Below are 23214 nucleotides of genomic sequence, written 5' to 3'. Positions count from 1 at the left end.
CGCTTTTTTGTGCGTATATACCTCACGGTGGGACAAGTGAATCGCTTATATCGTCGACCTCCCCCGCCAAGCAAACCGCGAAGAAGCGAATAGGCACACAAAAACACTTAATCCTACAATTGTAGTCTTTACTTACCCTGTGCATGTCCTCCATTCGTAGTACACCGTTTGAAGAGACAACCTCAACCCCTGAAAATATGAGTCATATCTACGCTCAAGAACCCCTATCCGCCGGTTTCAGCCTGCGAGCTCTCAGCCTCGGAGCCCTCGGAGTAACAGCTATCTTCGCTCTCCTCCCCGTCTTGATGGAGATTCCGAACCCCTTCCACCCCCCTGCTGTGACAACGCCTGAACCGACGGTCACCGAAATACCAACCTTCGATTTGGATGATCCACCCGAGGTACCGATAGATGACAAAACAATCGAGAAACCAGTCATAGAGGAGCCTCCTCCACCCATAACGATCGAGATGATGGCGATGTTGTTAAATCCGAGCGACAACGGAACAGGAGTCACCGTAGACGCGGGTAGAACCTTCTTGGGAGGGGACGATACCAACATCCGAGAATTCCTGGTGAGCGAGCTTGACCAAAGGCCGCGGGCCCTAGTCGCGACCCAGCCCCTCTACCCCTATTCCATGCAGCAAACAAAAACGCGAGGTGAAGTAATGGTCGAGTTCGTGATCGACGAACACGGCCGAATAATCCGCCCTCGCATCCTCAAATCGACCCACCGCGAATTCGAACAGGCAGCTCTCGACGCAGTCATGAAGTCCAAGTGGCAACCCGGCCGCAAGGACGGTAAGGAGGTACGCACCATCGTCCACCTCCCGGTAAATTTTGTTCCTTAGACCAAGAACAATACAGCCACATCAAAAAGGCCGTCCGCGTAGTCGGGCGGTCTTTCCTGTTTTTTGTGCAATCAATTATTATAAGCTAAAATCAGAGAAGCCAACTGCGCGTTGTATCCGCGAACGACGACCTCCACCCCTATTGCGAACGAAGCGACGCAATCCCTTCCCTCACTTCCCGAAACCGATACTCTTAGATTAAGAATCAAATGAGCCAGTACACCCTGCAAATCAACGGACAAGAACACAGCGTCGACGTATCCGACGACACGCCCCTCCTCTGGGTACTGCGCGACCACCTCGGTCTCGTCGGCACCAAGTTCGGTTGCGGAAAAGGCCTATGCGGAGCTTGCACCGTGCACCTAGACGGAGCCGCAGTCCGCTCCTGCCAACTTCCAATCGGGGCCGCCGAAACCAGCAAGATCACAACGATCGAAGGGCTCGCCAAAGACAAAAAGCTTACGCCCGTGCAAGAAGCTTGGATCGAGCACGATGTTCCACAATGCGGATACTGCCAAGCAGGGCAAATAATGACCGCCACAGCCCTACTCGCTAACAACAAGAAGCCCAGCGATTCCGATATCGATGCTGCCATGTCTGGCAACCTTTGCCGATGTGCCACATACACCCGCATCCGCGAAGCCATCCACACCGCCGCCAAAGCATAGCACCCGAAACCAAATTTCCACATGCAGCAACATAACACCCTATCACCCATTGCTCGTCGCGACTTCGTCAAAGCCAGTGCCATAGCTGGCGGCGGTCTCTTGTTGAGTGCCCTTTTCCCCAGTTCCAATGCCACAGCTGCAACAAAAGGAACCCAAGTCTTCGCGCCCAATTTCTACATCAAGATCGCAAGCGACGGACTCGTTACCATCATATCCAAGAATCCCGAAATTGGCCAAGGTATCAAGACGTCCTTGCCAATGATCATAGCCGAGGAGCTAGAAGTACCTTGGCAAAACGTAACCGTCGAGCAGGCAGGACTCGTGCTCGGGCTAAAAGGCTGGCAAGGCGCTGGCGGTAGTGGCGCTACTCCGAGCCATTATACGGACTTCCGCAAGGTCGGCGCCGTAGGTCGAACGATGCTTGAAAAAGCAGCCTCCCAAAAATGGAACGTACCCGCGTCGGAATGCCAGGCAGATCAAGGGTTCGTCAAGCACGCTGCTTCTCGCAAAAAACTCGCGTACAAAGATCTCGTCGACATCGCCGCCAAACTTGAAGTCCCTGATCCCGATTCCGTTACCCTGAAAGATCCCAAGACTTTCAAACTACTCGGCCGCCGTATCACCGGCGTTGACAACCGTGCCATCGTCACCGGCCAGCCCCTGTTCGGCATCGACCAAAACCACGACGGACTCCTCTACGCTGCCTTCGTACGCTCTCCCGTCTTCGGTGGTAAGCCTCGTAGCGCAAACCTGGATACCATCAAACGCATGACCGGAATCGTAGACGCCTTCATCGTGGAAGGCACTGAAGATGCATTCGGCCTTCGCCCCGGTATCGCTATCGTGGCGCGCGACACTTGGACGACCTTCAAAGCCCAGCAGAGCCTGCAAGTCCTGTGGGAAAACGACAGCGCTTCGGAACACAACTCGCTCCTATACCAAGAGAAAGCACGAGAACTCGCCTCCCAGTCGGGAAATGAGCTCAGGTCTGACGGCAACGTAACAGCCGTCCTAGGCTCGGCATCGGAGGTTGTCGAGGCCACTTACGAATATCCCTTCCTTTCGCACACAAACCTCGAGCCCCAGAACACCACTGCTCTATACAAAGATGGGGTCATGCAAATTTGGAGTCCTACCCAAAACGCCATCAACGGACACGGGCTAGTCAAAGAGCTTTTCCATCTGGAAGACGACAAGGTCAAAATCGATATGACACGTATCGGTGGCGGCTTCGGCCGACGCCTAATGTCCGACTTCATCTGCGAGGCCGCCGCAATCGCCCACAAACTCGAAGGCACTCCCGTCAAAGTGACGTGGACCCGCGAACAAGACATGCAGCACGACTACTATCGTGCCGCCGGCTGGCACCATTTCAAAGGCACCGTTGACGAAGAAGGCAAAGTCTCGGCTTGGTACGACCATTTCGTAACTTTCGGCCTCAACTCCGACGAGAGTACCGGCCGGGGAGCGAACATGAGCAGCGACGAATTTCCAATCCGCTTCCTCGAAAACGCTCGCTTGGAGCAAACAATCATCAACACAAACGTTCCCATGGGCTGGTGGCGTGCCCCCGGTAGCTGCGCCATCGCTTTCGCAACCCAAGGATTCATCGACGAGCTCGCCGAAGCAGCCAAGCGTGACTCTCTACAATTTCGCCTCGACCTACTCGGTCCCGATCGCGAAGTACCACCAGGCGGCGACCGTGGCCCCGTTTTCAATTCAGGGCGCATGAAGGGAGTCCTCCGCCTCGCCGCAGAAAAAGCAGGATGGGGAAGAAAGCTGCCCAAAGGTAGTGGACAAGGTATTGCATTTCACTTCAGCCATCTCGGCTATGTGGCCGTCGTCGCGGAAGTGACCGTCGCTCCCAGTGGGGCCCTCACCGTCAATAAACTCATCGCTGGAGTCGATGTCGGTCCGATAGTGAACCTCTCAGGCGCCGAGAACCAAGTACAAGGCTCCATGATAGACGCCCTCAACGCCGCTTGGCAGCAAGAGATTACCATCGAGGGCGGGCGCGTGCGTCAAACCAACTTCGACGACAACCCAATGCTCCGCATTGCCCAATCTCCAAAGGTCGAAGTCCATTTTGACCAGAGCGACAATCCCCCAACAGGTCTCGGCGAACCAGCTTTCCCGCCCACCACGCCCGCCATCGCCAACGCAATATTCGCCGCGACCGGAATTCGTGTTCGCTCAATGCCCTTCAGCAAGACTGACCTTAGCTGGAGCTAAGCGAGGTCGGGAACGAATACCTCGTCGAGCCTCCTTCAAGCCGGAGCTTCAAGGATCCAAAAATCTCGAAGTCCATAGTTGACATAGCAGAGCAGTGATAATTCTTTCGCTGCTTCTTAGACCAATGGAGAGATGGCAGAGTGGTCGAATGCGGTGGTCTTGAAAACCATTGAGCCGAAAGGTTCCGGGGGTTCGAATCCCTCTCTCTCCGCCACTTTATCAACGACTTACGCTTGTCTTTGCCAATTAGAATTGGCAAATTTGGACCATGTCCAACTCAAGCACCCCTGCGTCGCTTCCAGGGGAAAAGAAGCGAAAGAAATACGGGAAGTTCACCGTCCAGCGGATGAAGCACCCCACCGGAACCGTCTACTGGCGAGTTGCCGGAACCATCAACGGCAAACGCTACCGCAAGAACTTCCAGGAGAAGTCTGAGGCTACCGAGGAAAAGCAGCGGCTCGAAGTAAAGCAACGCGCCGAGCAGAACTACGAAAAGGTCGTCATGACTTCCCTCAGTCGCGAAGAATGCGAGGAAGCCAAGATCGCCTTCAAGATGCTCGAAGGCCGCAAGAAACCTCTCTCCTACTATGTAAGGTACGCCCTCGACCGCTACCGCGAAGCGGAGTTCGAGCAAACCGTCGAAACCTCCATCGACGAATACTTGAAGCACAAGCGAATCGAGCATCAGCGAAACATCATCACCGCCGTGCAACTTCGTACCATGACCACGCAGCTCACCAAATTTAAAGCAGAGTACGGCGAAAAGCTTCTTGGCGAGATGGATCCCGAGCTCATCCGCAACTACCTTAACAATCTGACCTTTGGCGAAAACAACAGCCATATCAGCCCCAAGACCTTCAACAACAAGCGAGGCTACCTGAACACCTTCTTTCGCTTTTGTGTGCTCAAGGATTGGCTCATGCTCAATCCTCTCGACAAGGTCCCTCAGTTCACGATCAAAGCGAAGCGAGGCTCTGCGGAAACGATCACCGCCGAGCAAGCCGAGGCACTCATGAAGTACGTCGAGGACTACGACGGCGATCCTGACAACCCAAAGCGTAAGCCTCTCCCCAAAGGCATCTTCGTCCCGTATTTTGCTCTCTGCCTCTTCGCAGGACTCCGGCCAGACATTCGCACCGGCGAAATCGGTCGCCTCAAGAAAGAGCATATACGCCTCGATACGGGCGTGATCCTCATCGAACCGGAAGTTTCCAAGGTCGACGAAAAGCGAGCCATCAAGATCCAACCAAACTTGCGTCTCTGGCTGGAAAAGTACCCGCTCGACGAATACCCCATCGTCCCCAACCGCCTCGAGTACCATCGCAAAATCATCCGCAAAAAGAACGGACTCGATCACAACGTCCTCCGTCACACCTTCATTTCGATGATCGTGGGGGCTTTCCAGTCCGTCGGCGACGCCGCCCTACAAGCTGGCAACTCCGAGAACATCATCCGCAAGCACTACCTTGACTTGAAGACCGAGGCAGAAGCCGACGAGTTCTGGCGAATCACGCCCGAAGGCACGAGCCTACCCTCGAATCTCGTGAAGGTTGGTGGACGTTTCGACGAGTCGAAGTCATTGCAGGTCATTTGAAACCACTCTCACTGTTTACTTACTACGAAATTCAGCTCACCGGTGATAGCCTCTGGCAAATTCGCGGGCCTGATCGTGTATTGGCAACAGAAAGACGATGCCTTTTCGAATGATTCAAATATAATCCGCATTCTGGGCAACAGCACCGAATCACCATGCTTTATTCTTACGAAGTGATCATTCACATCGTAGCTGTTGGTCTTTTCTATGCTGAACGAAGTCGGCATTTCAAAGGAAGGCGGTGCGACATTTCCCAACGCTGGAAGCATCCAGGAAGACCGCGCATTTGCTTCCATTAAATCTGAAACGGAGCGAGGTGCAACCGGCTCTTTGGGCTCTGCTGGGTAGTGCATCGGTTTGGAGTCATCGACCAAACGAAAGCCATCTGGAAAATGAAAGTGCACGTCTACATCTTCTGCAGGCTGAGTACCGTCGTTGCGAATTTCTATTTCGAAATCAAATGAGCGAGCTATTGCTGCATCCAACTCCCAGCAACCTTTCATATATTTTCGATAATTAGTGATATAGGACTCTACCTCACTGTTGTACCTTTCAATCTCCCTGCCGTTTAATCCCATGCTCATGAGATCTGAGTTTTTAATCAAACTCTGAATCTTGAGAACAGGGTCGTCTTCATCTTTTGAGAGATTCAATTTGGGTGCCTCACGCTTGGGAAACGTTTCCTTCAACCGGGCTATCTTTGATTCGACTTCAGCAGCTTCCAGCTCTGGTTTCTGGAAAATATTGACCTTGCAATGCTGCTTTCCTCCGGGGAAAGAAACCTTTATTTTAGGCCTCATATCCTCCAAAGCCGATATCCTTTTCCTGAGCTTTATATTTTCCTGCTCTATTGGATCCTCATCGACAGGCAAAAGGAGTTCGTCGGATAAATCAAACACCCGAACGCCTAGATATTTGGCAGTCATATGAGCTCCTGAGTCAAGTGTCACTAAGACAACATTTTCTACGCTCGGGTTATCGATCTTATACTGTAGTATCGAAGCGATCAATACATCGTCATTCCAGCTTGGGTTTAGACCAAATTTTTCGAAGTCGATACTCGGAGATTTCGCGAAAAACTCGATAGGCAAGACCGCACTCACGTTTCCAGACTCGAGCCAATCTTCAACTCTGCGAAGCACCTTCTTTGCTCTAGTCTTTATCCTTTTCGAGTTGCCGGTATTTTTGTGTTTATCGAGTTCACGAAGAGTAATTCGAGGTACTACTACGGAATGGGGGCCGGGACCGAAAACATCTTCGAAATCGATTTGATCTAGGCCCAGGTAGTGAAGGTAGACCATCGTGTCGAAAAATATCTTCATTCCAAAATACGAGCATTTGAGAAGGTTTTCGACAATCTCAAAAGGCACTCAGTCTCCTTCTTGCTTCGCAAGTGGGAGCATGAGCTCGCTGTAGTCGCCAACTTAGGTTTCGCCCCTTCGGTTCTATCCCGTCAGTAGACGGCTTCGCGATTCCTCCGGATGCCCTCGCGCGATTTTTGGCGCGGGCGTTTTTGCGGTTTTTCTGGCGAGCGTGTTTTTCACGCTTCGCTTGCCCATCCCCCTAACCCCCTTCCCGGGCGAGCGCGTTTTGGGCTTCGCCCGGGGCGAGCGGCTCAGTCGTCGCGTTTGCTGCGTTTGAGCTCTTCGCGGATTTTGATCGTGAGGTAGACGATGGTGAGGAGTCCTACGAGGATGCCCACTGAAGTGTGGATGTGTTTGAGCGCGACCGTCCAGGCGGTTCCGGCGGAGCCGATAAGGGCGGCACGATCTTCGAGGAGACTGAGTAGAATGCGTTTCATTTGGCAGCTCCTTGTCCAAAGTAGAAAGCGACCACGGCGAGCAGCGCTTGGCGGGTTTCGGGGGTGATGAGCAAGCCGTCGATGGCTTGGAAGCGAACGGCGTTTTTGGCGGGACCAAACAAACCGAAGAGCTTTCCTCCGGTTTGCTCGGAGTATTGGAGGATGGTTTGGGCGTCGGTGAAGACGGTGACGATGAAGGGGGCGAGGATTACGGCGAAGACGATGGCGGCGACGAGCAAGCGGCGTATCCATTGTCCGGCGACGCTGGCGGCCCGGACGCGCGAAGCCTCCGAGAGGTGACGCCGCTCGGAGGCTCGTATGTGTTCGGCGTGACGCTCTTTCCGCTCTTCTGCCTTATGTTTCATGTAGAAACCGGCAACAGCTGAGGCGCCCATCGTCAAAAGGTCTGGAGAAATATCGAATGCCATAACACGACCTCATGTTGAGGCGAACGAACCAAGCTGCGAGCCGACAACTCAACCCGTTTTCACGCTCTTTCACTGTGGTGTTTTTCTCTCCGCTTCGCGGCTGCGTTACAGCACAGGCTAACTGTCTGGAGGCGCGTACAATGCCAATGACTCACATCGCAGGTTTTCTTTTTTGAAGTGCGTTTTTTCTGGAACCGACTTTGCAACCTGCCAAGCGGCGAGCGTTTGAAGAGGCGGTGGAGCGAGGCGGTCAAGGTGGAGGCGAGCGTCAGCCGCACTACCTTGAAGGGCGAACGACTCCGGCCACGATGGGAAGCACGCATGGAGGGTTTGATTGTTGCGGGCGGCCTTGGCCGCTCGGCGACTGGCAGCGAAGCTGCTGGCGAATCAACGCGCTGGGGGCGCGTAAGCGGCAATGCCGGCCAGCGGAGCGACGCCGGCGAAGACGCGGGGCCACCGCGTCCGCGCAGCGGGTGGCGGGGGGAAGGCCCCTGTTATCTTCTTGATGGCAGGGGCCGCCTGGAGCAGCCGGATAATCGTACCCGACAAGCGAATACGGAATGGGCGACAAAGCGATGACTCACCAAGTACCCCGGGCGGGGGCGGGGTAGCCCGCACTACTCAGGACTGAGCGAAGCGAGGGACGTCTCTTTCGGCTCGGCTGCACTCGACTCTCCTTCCCAGCCGGGGCCCGGGTGGCTGGGAACAGCTACAATCGATAAGAGCCGAAAAGCTAACAGCGTGGAATCGCGTCAGCGATGGTGACTCGACAGAAGCCGCGAATCTTGGCGACAGCCAAGAACGCAACGGAGCCGACCGACCCACGAAAGCGTACAATACGACATTATGTGCCATCTCGTGACCGAGAGCAGGCATACCTGCCAAGCGAGGGTGAGCGTAGCGTGAACGAAATGGACATAATGTCACGTTGTACGGGCGAAGCCGGACTGCAGTGGGTGCAGCTTCGTGTGACAGCTTTGCTGGCACTCAAGCTGCGAGGAAGGCGTAGTTGCGTTTCGGTGACAACCGATGAGCGGCGATGTTTGTTGTTTGCGGATGGAGCGAGTTTGGCGAGCGATCGCGGTGATTCGAGAGCCCGCCGAGCAGTGGTAGTGGCAGCTATAGGCGAAGCTGAGGAACGAAGCGTAGACGGTTGCTGCTGCTAGCTCTGCGAACGGGCGACCACGGGGGATGTTTATTGGAAGTTGGGCGAGCAGTCGCTGACGTCTGAGGGATCGTAGTGAAATGGAGCGTGCCGTTTTAGTGGTGGCGGCTCGGGGCTGCTGGTGCCACGTGCCTGCGAAGCAGGACGCGAATCCGCGGACGATGCGATAAGCGAGACCAGTGCTCGGCTTGTCCGAGATCTGGACTCGCCGCATCGGTAGCGGTTGAGCGAGGGGCACGAGCAGAACCGAGGGAAAGCCACCGCGAACGGCTAAGCGGAATGGAACGGAGAGAGCGAAGATCTCAGCGTCTGCGGGTGGAGTCGAGTTGCGTTGGGATTGCCGCGACAGCGCGACGACCAACGGGAGGAGGACTACCGAGCGAGCGCCAGCGAGTGAGGTGTTGTTGTCAGTTGTGACTGGATACGATCTTGCCGAGTTTGGAGTCGCCTGTTGTTAGGCGTCCTCGCCAGTTTGGATTTTCTGCCAGCCACTCTCGGGCTTCTTCGAGCGTGGTTCGATTGCCGCCCATCACGAAGCCTGCCTTTCGCATGAGGTAGACGTAGTTCGGATGGCGATTGAGTTTCCAGGCGAGTTCTTTGACGGAGAGTAATTGTTCTTCGGAATTTGAGGCCATGAGCGATAAGGCGTTTTAAACTTCCCGACCCGTCTATGACGATGACACCCCCCTAAAGGGGGGTCGTCATAGTGTCATATGATAGGGCTTTGCGACCTGTCATTATGACATGTCATAGGACGTGACTCGGGGATTTTGTAGGTGGTTGTAGGATACGGATTTAGGAGATCAAATCGCTTCCCTTTTTAGTAAGTTTGTACCCCCGTTTTTCAGTGCGAAAATAGCCCTCCTTTTTGCCTTTGGCCAAAATGCGGTCCAAAGAGCGGCGTGAACCGGCTTCGGATCCGCCCAGTTCGGCGTGGATTTCGGAGTTCTTTTTCGGCTTATCGAGGAGTTGTTGAGCGACTTCTTTGATGGAGAAGTTCGTGTTCAACTGCTTGCCGTCGACATCGGCCTTCCAGGCTTGGAGGTCGAAGGATGCGTCGATGCCGTAGAGCATGGTGGTGTCGTCGAGCTTGAGGCCGACGGGATCGAAGGGTTTGGCGTCGTTGCTCTTTCCGCTGCTGAGGATGATGCGGGATGGGTCGTCGGGATCGGCGGGAGCGATGTTGATTTGGGAACGGGCTCCGGAGTACAAAGCTTTGGATCCGAGGGCGTAGTTTCCTTTATCCCAACCGACCGCTTGGGCGATGTTCGCCCGTCCTGTTCTGCCATGGTGTACGATCACGATGGCAGTACGGGGATTGAAGCGGCGGCATACTTTGGTGATTTCTCGGAGGGTGTGGCGAACGTCGGCATCTTTGTTGATATCGCCCACGTGGACTTCTCCGTAGGGATCGATGTAGACGACGTCGGGATTGACGAGTTCGAATGTATCCACCCACTTCTTACGAATATCGTCGGAACCGAGATGGATGAAGGCGTCGTCCATCTCTTGGACCACATGGAAGAACATGTTGGCATCTACTTGCTCCCGTTGTTCAGGTGAGAGCGACTGAGTCATCTTTCGATATTCGGACTTCTGGCGATAGATGCTGTTTTCCGTGCCGATGAGCAGGTGTTTCAGTGGCTCGGGGTGTGTCTTCAGTCCGGCCATGCTCCAACCGAGGATTTGGGAGATGGCGATCTGCATAGTGACGCGACTCTTTCCCGTGCCTCCCTGACCGATGATGGTGGTGAGTTGTCCGAGTGAGATAACGCCGTCGCCAAGGATATCGACCTTCTCGGGCACAGGAACCGAACGGAGTTTCGAACCGTTGAGAACGGTGAAAGGCTTGGGCGATGGGTGTAGTTGGTTCTCGGTGACGTGGAAGTTGGGATCTTCGATCTCCTTCCAGATTTCTATGAGATTGGTGGTCATGGGTGCTTGGGTGCGATTGGGTTGAAGTAGAGAATGTCCTGCGTCTTTCCGTTGTCTCGGCGTCCTCCTGGCATACGTACGAGCTTAGAGGCGTCCCAGAGTGAGGCGTCGGATCCTAGGAATACTGAATGGCGGAAGAATCGGAGCTTGGAGGCTTCGTCGAGGGTGCGAACATCGAACCATCCGTGCAGTGACTTACCTCCTGAGTAGACGACCATGATGAGGGGCGTGTATTCAGTGTGTAGTGACGAGAGGATGGATGCTTGTTCTTCGAGGGTGCCACGGTCGTATTCGATGACTTGGTAGGTCTTGGATCGGGTGGCGTTGTCGAGGGAGCGGCAAGAGATGTTACCGGATTGTGTGATGCCTGTTTCTTTGGTCATGGCATTGGGAACCAAAAACTGCATCGCAGCTTCCGACCCGCGCCATAGTTGGCGTCGTTGGGTGACAGTGCTCTTGGTATCAAGCGACATGCAGAGCAGGTCGTTTTCGGAGAAAAGACGGTCTATGACTTCGCTGGCAGGCAACTGAGCGCCTTCGCCTCCGAAGAGTCTCGGGTGGTCGAGTCGACGATTCCAAGCGTCTTGGTTGAACTTCGGCCAAGGCGGAATACGTTCGGACTCGGGAGGTGCGGAACGATCTTCGAACGCTCGAGCGATTGCTCGGTCGATCTCGTGGGTGAAATCTCGGTCGTTCCACTGCGAAGCAACGCTCAATAGGAAGGAGCGTATCTTTTCGCGTGAGGCGAGGTTCTTCGCCCGCTTGGCGACAGTATAGAGCCAGACGTTTCGTTCGCCGGGCTCGGGCGGATTCTTGAGTGCGGCCTCAAGGGCTTTGGTGGTGTTTTTAAGTATGGCCATGGTTACTTGGTGTATGCTTTTGCTTCGATGCCTTCTGCTGCGACGGGCAGGCCGGGCATCCAGCTTGGGGTTTGGGCTAGGAGTTCGGTGACGGTTTCGACGGTGATGTCGGAATCCTCAGGGACTTCGCAGATGACTTCGTCGTGGACGGTCCAGAGAATGCGAATACCCGCTTTGTGGATACGCAGGAGTCCTTCTGCGAAGACGTCTCTTGCAGTGGCTTGGACGAGGTTTTCGGTGAGCTTTCCGCCGTACCAGTGGAGACGTCGGCCGCCGCGTTCGGTGGTGGCGGTTAGGCCCTCCTCTTCTTGCACGTCGAAGTAGCGGATGGATCGCAGGCTCGGCAGGTACATGAAGAAGGTGCTCCCGATGTGATAGCGCATGCTGTCTTCGACAGCTTGCCAGAGACTGACGATACGAGGGTTCGCTTTGCGGAAGTCGTCTACGGTGCGTTTGGCTTCGCTGATGGACATCTCCAATCCGTATCCACGGGCCAAAGACTGGAAGGTTTTGCAACCGGCTCCGTAGCCAAGACCGATGACACGACACTTGGCGAGAAGATAGAGGTTCGGATTCTCTTTCTTGAGATCACCACCTTTCCAGTTCATCGAGGTTTCGGCGTGGGCTTGGTAGATCGGGAGACCGTTGCGGATCTTATCGAGCAGCTCGTGATCGCCTGCGATCCATGCGAGGACGCGGGGTTCGATCTGAGAGAGATCGGCGATGATTAGCTTGTGTCCAGGTCGAGCGACCAGGCACTTGCGGGGATCGACTCCATAGTAGGCTTCGCGATTGAAGTTCTGAAAGTTGAGCCCGGCGTCGCCTGCCCAGCGTCCGGTGGCGATAGCTCCGAAGTACTTGAGACCGAATGGAAGGCTGCCATCGCGGCGACAGCGGCTTTGCATGGTTTCGAGGACCTTGAGCATGCGATTGGCCTTTCGCCACTCGCTCATGTGCTTGAGCCATGGATACCGTTCTCCGTATCGCTCGATCCACTCTTGAGTTTGCGGATCGTCTTCGCTGGTGGAGTTGGGAATCGGGATGCGTGCTTGCTGGCAAGCCTCGGCGAATGCCTTGGGACTGCTCGGCTTGAGACGTGGGAACCAAGGGAGGTTCGTCGCTTCATCATCGCGAACTTGGGTGAGCGTTTCGATGCCTTCGCGGATTCGCTTCTGGTCGAGATGCACGCCGTACTCGCCTTGCTCGATGGTGAGCTGGGATAGGAGGCGTTCCTTCTTCGGCCATTTATCGCAATGGGAGATCCAGAGTTCGCAAGCGAGGCGAGCATCGTCGAGGGCGTAGTCAAGCACGGCTTTGTCGTGGCAGAGCAAACCGCCTTGGATGCCTTTCATCGCGTCGCGGATGGCCTTGTTCGGCTTTTCGCCAAGCAGCTTTTCTGCGGCTCCTGCGAGGTTGCGAGGAGCTTGCAGATAGACGGCCAAAGCGGCGGAGTCGTGCCACTCGCGAGGCATGATGTGAGCGGGAACGATTCCCAGCTCTTTCATACGGAAGAAGACAGCACGGTCGAAACGGGCGTTATGCGAGATCCAGACGCAGTCGTTGAACTCTTCCCAAGGACATTCGCTCGGGTGGCCGACGAAGTTGCCATGCGGCCCCCAGAAGGACGCGAGGTAGCAATCGAAGCGAGGATCAGCGACATAAGCGTCCACTCCGAGGGAGCGGATGTCGTATCCTTTAGTGTAATACGTTTCGGTATCGAAGCCGTAGACGCGACGTTGTGCCGCGGTGGTACGGGAGCCGCCGTTGGCCCCGGCCAGGAGTCCGAGACTCATCTGGTCGGGGTCGGTTGGTTCCGGCTTGGCGTAAGGTGGACTTAGGCAAACCATGATCGTTTAGCGGCGACGAGGGTTGACAGTGCAATTTTCGCTGAGGGCTTGCCTCACCTCTTCTACGTCGAATCGGACGAGATGGCCGATCTTGACGTATGGGATTTTGCGTTGGGCTTGCATTTGGCGGACCCAGCGAACGGAGGGGCGGGACGACTTGTCGAAGAGGACTTCGAGCAGTCCATTTGCATCAACGAGTTTAGGTTTAGATTCGGTAGATAAACTTGTTTCCATTTAGATTTTCAGGTTTCTGCACACGCGGGTGCATTGGGTTTCGTAATTGAGTTTTAGAAAAGGAGGCCCGCCCATCCGCGGACGGGCCTTTAGTTGTGGGTTTTTACAGCTTCGAGAGGTCGTCGGAGTGGACTAGTATCCAGAAACCCTTACGGTTCTTCTCAGCTAGACAAACGACGGGAGTTTTCTCCTCCTTGTCGGCGAGTTGCTTGGTTTCATCCCAGAGCGTGACGGCGGAATGCTTCTGACGTTGCTTGCACTCGATGAAGAGATCGGGGTGCAGCGAGTCGGAGCGAGTGACCTTGGAGTTGCCGCCGGAGAGAGCGTTGCGTTCCGTGTTGAAGTACGTGGCGACGCGACGCTCTAGGGCCTTCCAGGCCTTATCCGGCACCCTTGGCTCCCTTCCGTGGATCGAAGCCTTTCATGTGTCGCCACATGGAACAGGCTTTTTTGAATACGTCGTATTCCTCGATCAGAAGTTCGGGAGTGTAGGAGCAGACTTCGAGGCGTCCGGGCTCCGTGGTGGAGATGTAGACATTGGCTCCGAAGACTTTTCCGAGGTTCTCCTCGCCCCAGTAGGTCGCAGCATAGGCGGCGATCTGCATGGCTTGGCCGTCGTAGGGATAGACCGGTTGGCCGGGAGTGGTTTTGCGGGTCTTGAAGTCAATGACGCCAATTCCGTTCCCTCCATAGCGACAAGCTACATCCATTGTTCCGGCGAATCCTTCCTTGTGATTTACCAGCGTCTTTTCTCGTTCAACGAACTCGATTTGCTTCTCATGTTTCCAGTCAATGACCGGATTGGTGTAGACTTGGAGGTCTTCGGCAATCGGTACACCTTCGAAGTACTTTTCTAGAGCGTCGTGGATACGCGAACCGAGTTCCGCAGCTTCGCCGACTTGAGCAAATGCCTCTTCGATGATGCGATCTGAGAAATACTCGTCGCTTTCGTTCTTGGTGCGTTCGAGTCGCATCGAAGCGAGGGCGACTTGTCGCATCTTCCAGCGATCGAGTTGAGGCTTGGCGAAGATTCCGAGGATGGAGGTAACGCTTGGATACAAACGCAGACGTCGAGCGTCGCGAATGGTGGTGGGGCGGAGCCCGTCACCGCCTGCACGAGGCACGCGATGACAAGGGCTACCGTCTTCTTTGTACCAGTGGGATGAGGAACCACTGTCTTTTTTGAGAACTGCCATTTTTATTCTAGGTGTTGGGTGTTGGGTTTAGCTAGGCCTAGAACGGGTTGCTCGGATTCTGAGGAGCAATGGCAGGATTCCAGGCAGGCTGTGGAGCTTGCAGCTGGGGTGCCTGTGGTTGAGCGGGCTGGACCGCTTGCGGGTACTGACCATGCGGCGGCACATTCGCGGGAATGTGAGCTGCTGGTACTGATTGCTGCTGTGCTTGGGGAGCGGATACAGGAGCTTGCGGCTCTTGATCTGCTGGGAAGGCTTCGAGTGGAAGCACTTCGCCCTTCAGTTGCTCGATGACAGGAGCAATGCTGTTGAGGCTAGCAAAGGTGCGAGTGTTGTCGCGGTTTTGCTTGTGGGCGATGGTGATCATCGCGCCTTGGCCTTTCAGTTCGCAGTAGTCCCAACCGTACTTTGGGGGATTGCCTAGCCAAGCAGTGAGGAACTTGAAGAGGTTGCTCTTCGGAGAACCGCTAATGCGGAACTCGTAGGATTGAACCTTGTAGATGTTTCCGTCCTGGCCACGGAGGCCGAAGAGGAAACGAGTGACGTCGATCTTCTCGCTCTCGTTGGGGTTCTCGAACTTCGGGCGTTCGACACCGAATTGATCGAGGACGTCGAGACAGGTCGCGACGAAAGTTCCAGCTGGTGCGAGTTCTCCGACTTCGAAAGTGCTCGCTGAGGGTTGTGCAAGTTTTGCCATAATGATTTTCGATTCATTAGGCAGCCCCTCCTTTACTAGGACACCGCGTCTTTGTTTCTTGGAGGAGCTGCTAACACCCCCAAGGCGCGACTTTCGGCGTCACATCTGTGACATTTGGCGTCACATCTCATTTTTCTTTTGAAAATCCACGATTCTAGCGTCTTGCGAAATGGTTGAGATCCGTTCTCAAGAATTGACTTGAGTTTCCGGCAATCTTCTTCACACAAGGATCGTAACCCAAAACGGAATGAAACCTATCGTCGCCCTGATCTTCACAATCGCTCTCGCGTGCAACTCTGCACTAGCGGGCATTGGCGGTTGGGTCTATTGCGTCGAGAAGGATTCTGGAGCGATTTGCAGCGTCACTTCCGAGAAGGCTTCTGGCCTCCCAGAAAAATGCTGTCCAATCGAGGAGGCGAAGGCTTTAGCAAACTCCCCGCTTCCTTTCGAATGCGACCACTGCGCCGATTACGAGATCGATGCGAGCGACGAAGGAGCGACTGTCAGCGTTGACCGAGTTGTGGTCAAAGCCACCGCCGTTATCGCGTGGACCTCGACGGACTTGTTTGTAGTCCGCAACGAAGAGACCCTTTCAAAGAATGCTCCTGTAAGGGCTCCGCCAATACAGAATAGAGCAGCCCAGCTTTTTGCGGACACCGTCGTGTTCCGCGTCTGATATCCTGTTTTAAATTCGAAACCGTCCTAAGCGCCTAGGAGTGCCTCGGACCTTTCTGACCGCGATTCCCACAGGGAAACCGCGTTCTACACTCGAAAACGAAACAGGATTTTCCATGCCCAGTCACCAATCTTCTACTTTAGAAATCGCGCCGCATTGGCGTCTCAGATTAATAGCTATTTCGCTCGCTACCGCGCTTGCCTTCGCTGGCACAGCCGCCAAGGCACGAACGCCGGCTCATCCCGCTCATCCGGCTCCACGCGACATTCCGAGCGAAACTGAGGCTCCAAGAGTATCGGGTACCGTCACGCTTCAGCGTGCTATTTCGCTCGCCATCGAGCACAGCCCCGAGCTTCAGGCGCTCGCTTGGGATGCCAACGGCTCGCTTGCCAGAATTCGCCAAGCTCGCCTCTGGCCGAACCCAGAGCTTGAATACGAACGCGAGAACTTTGGAGGGAACGGAAAATTCGACGGTTCGGACTTGGCCGAATCCACTCTAAGCCTCGCGCAAACCCTCCCGCTCGGTGGAGGCATTAAGCAACGCAGAAAGATCGCTGAACTAGACTCCCAACTCGCCGACTGGGACTATCACGCGGCCCGCCTTGAAACCATTGCCGAAGTCACGCGGCGATTCATCGCCGCTCTCGCTGCGGATCGGAGCCTGGATCTTGCTAAACAGGAACTCGAACTCGCCGAAGCCACCGAAGAACTCACTCAAAACCGTGTTGACGCAGGCGACGCATCGCCGGTCGAGCTGTCCCGCGTCGTCGTCCCCGTTATAACGACCGAGCTCGCACTCAAACGCACCGAACGGCTACGCGAGGCCGCTTATCGAAGACTTTCCCTAAGCTGGGGAGAACGAGTAGTGACGTTCACAGAAATCGCTGGCGACCTGGACGCAGTGTCGCCAGCCCCCAGTCCCGAGGCCTTGATCCAACACCTAGGCGAGAATCCAGACGTTGCTCGTTGGGCCATCGAAATCAGCGCTCGGATCGCCGAACGCCGCCTCGCTAAAGCCGAAGCCATCCCGAATATAACTGGACGATTCGGACTAAAGCGAGACAACGAAAGCGGAGACGAAGCCATCGTAGTCGGGATATCACTACCACTGCCGCTATTTAATAGAGGACAAGCGCAAATTCAATCCGCCCGAGCTGGCGAAGCCTCAGCCCGCAGTCGCCAGAAAGCTGCCGAGCTTCGCCTCGAACGACTCCTTAGCGAATCCTATTCCGAACTTGCCAACGCCTACGACGAAGCCGTCGCCATCCGCGACCGAGCGCTACCCGCCGCAGAAAAGGCTTACCAAGGAACCCAGCTCGCATTCAAGGAAGGCAAGCTTCCCTTCCTCGACGTTCTCGACGCGCAGCGAACCCTTTTCGAGCTCCAAGAGAGCTACCTGCAAGCGCTCCAAGCCTACCACATCGGAGCCGCAAACATCGAATCGCTGATCGGCCGCAGTCTCGCCGATCTGCAAAAACAATCACCCTCCAAATAAACGAATATGAGAAAAAACAAAACGTATCCAAATATCGGATTGTCGTCACTGACAGCGGTTCTCCTCGCAGTCGGAGCGCTCTTATTGAGTGGCTGCGGCCAAGAGAAGACGGAAGTCGCCAAAACGGATGATCATGCCGGGCACGATCACGCCGCAGAGGAAGGCTACACGCCAATCCCTCACAGTCATGAAGTCGCAAGCGAAACATGTTTCATCTGCGACGCATCGAAACGCGACAAAGGCCGACTCTGGTGCAAGGAGCATGACCGCTACGAAGACCGCTGCTGGCTCTGCCATCCTGAACTGGAAGACAAGAGCCGCATGTGGTGCAAGGAACATTCCCTCTACGAAGACGAGTGCTACCTTTGCCATCCAGAGTTGAAGAAGGAAGACGGGGCCTCTGCCTCGGTCACCCCTTCAGCCAAAACCAGCGAGGGCGGTCACGCCCTTTTTTGCAACGAACACAACGTGCCCGAAGCGGAGTGCGGGATCTGCCAGCCAGACCTCGCCGCTTCGCTTCTCCCGGGCGATGACATGAAGGTTCGCTTCATCTCCGAAGCCTCCGCAGGCAAGGCAGGTATCCGAACGGAGCTTCCACGCATGAGCGAGGCCGCTCCTGTCATCGGAGCCTTTTGTGAAACGCAATACAACCTCAACACAATGGCTAAGGTGACTCCCCTCGTCGGGGGCGTCATCCGCCTTGTGCACAAAGACGTCGGCGAAATCGTCGAGGCGGGCGAACCGCTCGTAGAACTACACTCCGCCGAAGTCGCCGCCGCCAAGAGCGCCTACCTTTCCGCCGTAGTGGAACTAGACATACGCAAACAATCCTTCGACCGTGAAACACGCCTCCAGAAACAAAGCGTCACTTCCGAAAAGGAGCTGCTCGAAGCTCAAGCCAACTACCGCAAGGCTAAACTAGCCGCTAGCAACCTTCGCCAACGCCTTCTCAACCTCGGCCTCGAAGACGACGAAATCGCTCGCGTCGAAAACGAGCAGGACACCTCCGCCCAGCTCATCGTCTGCGCCCCGTTCTCCGGCACTCTGGTCGACCGCAAATCCGTGATGGGCGAATCCGTCGAAGCGGGGCACCCGCTCTTCACGCTCGCAGACCTATCCACGCGCTGGCTAGAGATTTCGGTTCCTTCCGATCACGTAGGCCAGCTTCAAGTCGGACAGCCCGTGGAAGCCGCTTTCCCCGAACTGCCAAACGCTCGCGTTACGGGGCGCATCACATGGGTAGACACTTCCATCGATCCGGACACCCGCATGATACGAGCGCGCGCCCTCATCACGGAAAACGCCGAACAACTCACCTCGGGCCTCTTCGGCAAGATCTACATCGCCACCGGCCAGAAACAACTATCGGCCATCGTACCCAAAGCCTCAGTACAACGACATGAAGGCTCGGACTTCGTATTCGTGCAAAACGCTCCCGACCTGTTCGCCCTCCGCCGCGTATCGCTCGGCAACGCGAGAGACGGCCAAGTGCATGTGCTCGCCGGACTAAACCCACGCGACTCCGTCGTGACCGACGGCAGCTTCATCGTCATGTCCGAATTTCTCAAGTCCCGCCTTGGGGCTGGCTGCGTGGACGATTAAGCCACTTTTATTTTCATTTTATCTAGAACCGGATTTTCATCATGCTTTCCAAACTCGTCGAATTCTCACTCAAGAACCGCCTGCTCATCGTGCTCCTGTTCGCCGCTGCCAGCGTAGTTGGAATCTGGAGGCTGAGCATGTTGCCAGTCGATGCGTTCCCAGACACCACACCGGTTCAAGTTCAAATCAACACTGTCGCTCCCGCGCTGAATCCCGAAGAAATCGAGCAGCAAATCACTTTGCCCATCGAACTCTCCGTCGGCGGCCTGCCCGGACTCAGCAACGTAAGATCCGTATCCAAATTCGGATTTTCCCAAGTCGTCGCCACCTTCGACGACGAAACCAAAATCATCGACGCCCGCCAATACGTCTTCGAACGCATCAACTCCGTCGAACTGCCCGACGGCATCGAACGCCCGCAACTCGGGCCCATCGCCACCGGACTCGGAGAAGTCTTTCACTACATCGTTCGTTCCGAAGATCCAGAGCGCACGCTCGAAGAGCTGCGAACTCTGCATGACTGGGTAGTCAAACCGGAACTACGAAAAGTCTCCGGCGTGGCCGAGGTCAATTCCTGGGGCGGCGAAGTCCGCCAGTACCATGTCGTCGTTTCACCCACCGCGCTACTCAAATACAATCTCACGCTAGACGAGGTTTACGAAGCGCTCGAATCCAATAACAGCAACGTCGGAGGCGGCGTGCTCACCGCAAGCGGCGTCTCCCAGCTGGTCCACGGTATCGGCCGCGTGACCAACATTGAGCAAATCGAAAACATCGTCGTCGACTCCTTCGACGGCAACCCCATCCGCATCCGCGACATCTCCGAAGAAGTGAAGATCGACCGCGAAATCCGTCGCGGAGCCGTCACTTCCGACGGACGCGGCGAATCCGTCCTCGGGCTCGCCTTCATGCTCATGGGCGAAAACAGCAAGGTCGTCACCGAAAACCTGAAGGAAAAGCTCGACCAAGTCCGCCCCGCGCTTCCCGACGACGTGATCGTCGAAGTCGTCTACGACCGTACCGAGCTCACCACCTCGGTCATAGGCACCGTGCAGCACAATCTTTTCCTCGGGGCCATCCTCGTTATCGTAGTTCTTTTTCTGTTACTCGGAAACGTCCGAGCCGGGCTCCTCGTGGCCTTCGCCATCCCGCTTGCCATGCTTCTCGCCATTCTCGGCATGTACGAATTCGCCATCGCCGCCAGCCTGCTCAGCCTCGGCGCCATCGACTTCGGCATCATCATCGACGGCTCCGTCGTCATGACCGAATCCAACCTGCGCAACCTCGCCAACAAATCAAAACAGCTCGGCCGGCCGCTCACTAAATCCGAGCGACTGCAAACGATTATCGAATCCGCCAAACAAGTCGCTCGACCCATCGCTTTCGGTATTGGCATCATCATCATCGTTTTTATTCCCATCCTCACCCTCGAAGGCATCGAAGGAAAGATGTTCAAGCCCATGGCCTGGACCTTCATCTTCGCCTTGCTCGGAGCCCTCGTCCTTTCGCTCACGCTATCGCCTGTACTCAGCTACTACTTCCTCCCCCGCAAGCAAAAGCACAGCCAAGGGATCGTAGAGAAAGCCATCCTCGGCGTCTACGGCTTTTGCCTCAACGGAGCCTTGAAAGTAAAGAAGGCCGTACTCATCACCGTACTCGCCATTCTGGCGCTATCCGGCTGGCAAGCCTTCCGACTCGGCGGCGAATTCCTCCCGCGACTCAGCGAAGGGGCCATCGCCATCAATACCATCCGCCTCGCCGGAATCTCCGTAGACGAATCCACCGCCTACAACACCCGCATCGAACAGCTCCTCAAAGACAATTTCCCCGACGAAATTCGCCACGTCTGGAGCCGCATCGGCACTGCCGAAGTCGCCACCGACCCCATGGGCACCGAGCTCACCGATATCTTCGTCTCGCTCAAGCCACGCGACGAGTGGACCAAGGCTGACAACCAAACCGAGCTCGTCGCCGCCATGCAGGAGGAAGTCGCCGACCTGCCTGGACTCAACATCGTCTTCACCCAGCCCATCGAAATGCGGCTCAACGAAATGGTGTCCGGCATCCGCTCCGACCTCGGCATCAAAATCTACGGCGACGACTTCGACGAACTCGTCCGAATCAGCGACGACATACAACGCGTCCTGCTCACCGTCCCAGGAGCGACCGACATCGCCGTCGACCAACTCACCGGCCAACCCACCTTGCAAGTCCGCGTCGACCAGCAAGCCATCGCTCGCTACGGCGTCCCTGCAAACGACGTGCTCCAATTCGTCGAAGCCGTTGGTGGCCGCGAAGTTGGCGAAGTATTCGAAGGACAACGACACTTCGACCTCGTAGCCCGTCTCCCCGACGAGCACCGCAGCGACGCCACAACACTCGCCAACACCATCGTGCCCACCGAGATCGGCCAACGTTTGCCGCTCCGCACGCTCGCCACCATCGCAGAAACCGAAGGCTCCGCCACCATCAACCGCGAGTGGGGTCGCCGCCTCATCCGTGTCCAGTGCAATATCGCCGGACGCGACGCCCGCTCCTTCATAGAAGAAGCCAGAGAGAAGATAGAGCAATCCGTATCGCTGCCAGACGGATACGTCGTCGAATGGGGCGGGCAGTTCGAAAACCTCGAGCGCGCGCAAAACCGCCTCATGCTCGTCGTTCCCGCCACGCTGCTGCTCGTCTTCCTGCTCCTCTTCTTCAGCATGAAGAACCTCCGAGACGTGTTGCTCATCTATACCGGCATACCGTTCGCCCTCATTGGAGGCGTATTCGCACTCTGGATGCGCGACATCAATTTCAGCGTCAGCGCCGCCGTCGGTTTCATCGCTCTCTCCGGCATCGCCGTTCTCAACGGGCAAATTCTCGTCGTCGCCATCCGCAACTTCATCGACGAAGGGCAAGCCATCGGAGCCGCCGTCAAAAACGCCGCTCTGCAACGCCTCAAGCCCGTCCTCGCCACCGCAGTCACCGACGCCGTCGGCTTCCTGCCCATGGCGTTATCGACCGGTGTAGGAGCCGAAGTCCAACGACCACTCGCCACCGTAGTCATCGGAGGCGTCGTCACCTCGACCATCCTAACCCTTGTCGTCCTTCCGATCCTCTACACCATGTTCGGAAAGAAGAAACCTGAAGCCACAGATGGAATGCAAGAAAACGACCTTTAGGATCAAGGACATGGACTGCCCTTCCGAGGAGCAGATGATCCGCATGAAGCTCGAACCGCTAGACAACGTCTGCCGGCTCGACTTCGACATCCAAGAACGGGCTCTCGAAGTCTACCATCACGAAAGTCCGCAAGAGATATTCGAGGCGTTGACCGAACTCGATCTTGGCACGGAAATGCTTTCCACCATCGATGCTCTCGTGCCGACTCACTCCGAGCCCCACGTCCAGAGAACCGCTCTCTGGTGTGTGCTCGGGATCAACTTCGGCTTCTTTCTCATCGAAATGACAGCAGGCTGGATCGCTCATTCGATGGGGCTAGTGGCGGACTCGCTCGACATGCTCGCCGACTCCATGGTCTACGGCCTCAGCCTCTTCGCTGTTGGGGCGGCCGTCGCCACCAAGAAGAAAATCGCCAAGCTTAGCGGCTTCTTCCAGATGGGGCTCGCCATGCTCGGTTTCGCCGAAGTGATCCGGCGCTTTTTCTTCAGCTTCGAGACGCCGCTCTTCGGCTGGATGATCCTGGTCGCCACGCTCGCCTTGATAGCGAACCTCATCTCGCTGCTCATCATCACCAAAGCCAAAAGTAGCGAAGCCCACATGCAAGCCAGCGCCATTTTCACCTCCAACGACATCATCGTAAACGGCGGCGTGATCGTAGCGGGCCTCCTTGTATACGCTCTGGAATCCCGTTGGCCCGATCTCCTCGTCGGCACCATCGTCTTCGCCTTCGTCATCAAAGGCGCAATCAAAATCTTGAAGCTGGCGCGGTAG

The 23214-nt window shown here is 55.9% G+C and carries 22 protein-coding genes and 1 tRNA gene; 11 read left to right on the top strand and 12 right to left on the bottom strand.

The features are described 5' to 3' along the window. Positions 1-197: 197 nt before the first annotated feature. The 5 genes from QEH53_RS21265 (at position 198) to QEH53_RS21245 (ending at position 5345) form a co-directional block, all read left to right on the top strand. On the top strand, positions 198-851 hold the full coding sequence (locus QEH53_RS21265; protein ID WP_309025242.1) for an energy transducer TonB: 654 nt from the start codon (positions 198-200) through the stop codon (positions 849-851). 209 nt (positions 852-1060) lie between these two features. Next, complete coding sequence (locus QEH53_RS21260) at positions 1061-1519, top strand: 2Fe-2S iron-sulfur cluster-binding protein (protein WP_309025241.1); 459 nt, start codon at positions 1061-1063, stop codon at positions 1517-1519. 21 nt (positions 1520-1540) lie between these two features. Then, positions 1541-3751, top strand: a complete 2211-nt coding sequence (locus QEH53_RS21255; protein WP_309025240.1) for a molybdopterin cofactor-binding domain-containing protein — start codon at positions 1541-1543, stop codon at positions 3749-3751. Between the two features lie 126 nt (positions 3752-3877). After that, positions 3878-3965: transfer RNA gene (locus QEH53_RS21250), tRNA-Ser, on the top strand. Positions 3966-4019: 54 nt separating this feature from the next. Then, on the top strand, positions 4020-5345 hold the full coding sequence (locus QEH53_RS21245) for a hypothetical protein (protein WP_309025239.1): 1326 nt from the start codon (positions 4020-4022) through the stop codon (positions 5343-5345). 8 nt (positions 5346-5353) lie between these two features. On the opposite strand, the gene QEH53_RS21240 is transcribed toward QEH53_RS21245, so the two are convergent. The 3 genes from QEH53_RS21240 to QEH53_RS21230 all read right to left on the bottom strand — a co-directional run bounded on the left by QEH53_RS21240 (position 5354) and on the right by QEH53_RS21230 (position 7574). Further along, positions 5354-6715 carry a PIN domain-containing protein gene (locus tag QEH53_RS21240; RefSeq protein ID WP_309025238.1) on the bottom strand — a complete coding sequence of 454 codons (1362 nt, stop codon included), beginning with the start codon at positions 6713-6715 and terminating at the stop codon, positions 5354-5356. A gap of 245 nt (positions 6716-6960) precedes the next feature. Then, positions 6961-7146: a hypothetical protein gene (locus QEH53_RS21235; RefSeq protein ID WP_008104330.1), complete on the bottom strand. Its 186-nt coding sequence runs from the start codon at positions 7144-7146 to the stop codon at positions 6961-6963. Next, the gene (locus QEH53_RS21230) at positions 7143-7574 is read right to left on the bottom strand and encodes a hypothetical protein (protein ID WP_309025237.1); all 432 of its coding nucleotides are present in this window, start codon (positions 7572-7574) and stop codon (positions 7143-7145) included. Before QEH53_RS21230 ends, QEH53_RS21235 begins: the two co-directional genes overlap by 4 nt. A 177-nt stretch (positions 7575-7751) precedes the next feature. On the opposite strand from QEH53_RS21230, the gene QEH53_RS21225 reads away from it, so the two are divergent. After that, positions 7752-8153 (top strand): hypothetical protein, encoded by a 402-nt coding sequence (locus QEH53_RS21225; protein WP_309025236.1) that lies wholly within the window; start codon positions 7752-7754, stop codon positions 8151-8153. Between the two features lie 344 nt (positions 8154-8497). Here the strand turns inward: QEH53_RS21225 and QEH53_RS21220 are convergent, their stop codons facing one another. From QEH53_RS21220 to QEH53_RS21180, 9 genes are all read right to left on the bottom strand, one after another. After that, positions 8498-9100: a hypothetical protein gene (locus QEH53_RS21220; protein WP_309025235.1), complete on the bottom strand. Its 603-nt coding sequence runs from the start codon at positions 9098-9100 to the stop codon at positions 8498-8500. Between the two features lie 46 nt (positions 9101-9146). Further along, positions 9147-9374 (bottom strand): hypothetical protein, encoded by a 228-nt coding sequence (locus QEH53_RS21215; RefSeq protein WP_309025234.1) that lies wholly within the window; start codon positions 9372-9374, stop codon positions 9147-9149. Positions 9375-9534: 160 nt separating this feature from the next. Beyond that, entirely contained in the window at positions 9535-10674 is a 1140-nt protein-coding gene (locus QEH53_RS21210) for an AAA family ATPase (protein ID WP_309025233.1), read from the bottom strand. After that, positions 10671-11534: a hypothetical protein gene (locus QEH53_RS21205; RefSeq protein ID WP_309025232.1), complete on the bottom strand. Its 864-nt coding sequence runs from the start codon at positions 11532-11534 to the stop codon at positions 10671-10673. The genes QEH53_RS21210 and QEH53_RS21205 overlap by 4 nt, the downstream gene beginning before the upstream one ends. Before the next feature lie 2 nt (positions 11535-11536). Continuing rightward, on the bottom strand, positions 11537-13327 hold the full coding sequence (locus QEH53_RS21200) for a DNA polymerase (protein ID WP_309025231.1): 1791 nt from the start codon (positions 13325-13327) through the stop codon (positions 11537-11539). A gap of 60 nt (positions 13328-13387) precedes the next feature. Continuing rightward, positions 13388-13615: a hypothetical protein gene (locus tag QEH53_RS21195; protein ID WP_008100425.1), complete on the bottom strand. Its 228-nt coding sequence runs from the start codon at positions 13613-13615 to the stop codon at positions 13388-13390. A gap of 103 nt (positions 13616-13718) precedes the next feature. Further along, positions 13719-14006: a hypothetical protein gene (locus tag QEH53_RS21190; protein WP_309025230.1), complete on the bottom strand. Its 288-nt coding sequence runs from the start codon at positions 14004-14006 to the stop codon at positions 13719-13721. Continuing rightward, positions 13996-14811, bottom strand: coding sequence for a hypothetical protein (locus tag QEH53_RS21185; RefSeq protein WP_309025229.1), 816 nt, complete (start codon positions 14809-14811; stop codon positions 13996-13998). The genes QEH53_RS21190 and QEH53_RS21185 overlap by 11 nt, the downstream gene beginning before the upstream one ends. A 37-nt stretch (positions 14812-14848) precedes the next feature. Then, complete coding sequence (locus QEH53_RS21180) at positions 14849-15505, bottom strand: hypothetical protein (protein WP_309025228.1); 657 nt, start codon at positions 15503-15505, stop codon at positions 14849-14851. 247 nt (positions 15506-15752) lie between these two features. Between QEH53_RS21180 and QEH53_RS21175 the strand changes: the two genes are divergently transcribed. The 5 genes from QEH53_RS21175 (at position 15753) to QEH53_RS21155 (ending at position 23214) form a co-directional block, all read left to right on the top strand. Continuing rightward, entirely contained in the window at positions 15753-16181 is a 429-nt protein-coding gene (locus QEH53_RS21175; protein ID WP_309025227.1) for a hypothetical protein, read from the top strand. A gap of 115 nt (positions 16182-16296) precedes the next feature. Then, the gene (locus QEH53_RS21170) at positions 16297-17676 is read left to right on the top strand and encodes a TolC family protein (RefSeq protein WP_309025226.1); all 1380 of its coding nucleotides are present in this window, start codon (positions 16297-16299) and stop codon (positions 17674-17676) included. Between the two features lie 6 nt (positions 17677-17682). Further along, the gene (locus QEH53_RS21165) at positions 17683-19278 is read left to right on the top strand and encodes an efflux RND transporter periplasmic adaptor subunit (protein ID WP_309025225.1); all 1596 of its coding nucleotides are present in this window, start codon (positions 17683-17685) and stop codon (positions 19276-19278) included. Between the two features lie 41 nt (positions 19279-19319). Beyond that, the gene (locus QEH53_RS21160) at positions 19320-22442 is read left to right on the top strand and encodes a CusA/CzcA family heavy metal efflux RND transporter (RefSeq protein ID WP_309025224.1); all 3123 of its coding nucleotides are present in this window, start codon (positions 19320-19322) and stop codon (positions 22440-22442) included. Beyond that, a complete protein-coding gene (locus tag QEH53_RS21155; protein ID WP_309025223.1) occupies positions 22417-23214 on the top strand; it encodes a cation transporter in 798 nt (265 codons plus the stop codon). Before QEH53_RS21160 ends, QEH53_RS21155 begins: the two co-directional genes overlap by 26 nt.

Source organism: Pelagicoccus sp. SDUM812002 (assembly GCF_031127835.1).
GTDB lineage: Bacteria > Verrucomicrobiota > Verrucomicrobiia > Opitutales > Opitutaceae > Pelagicoccus.
This window is presented reverse-complemented; position numbering and strand designations above follow the sequence as displayed.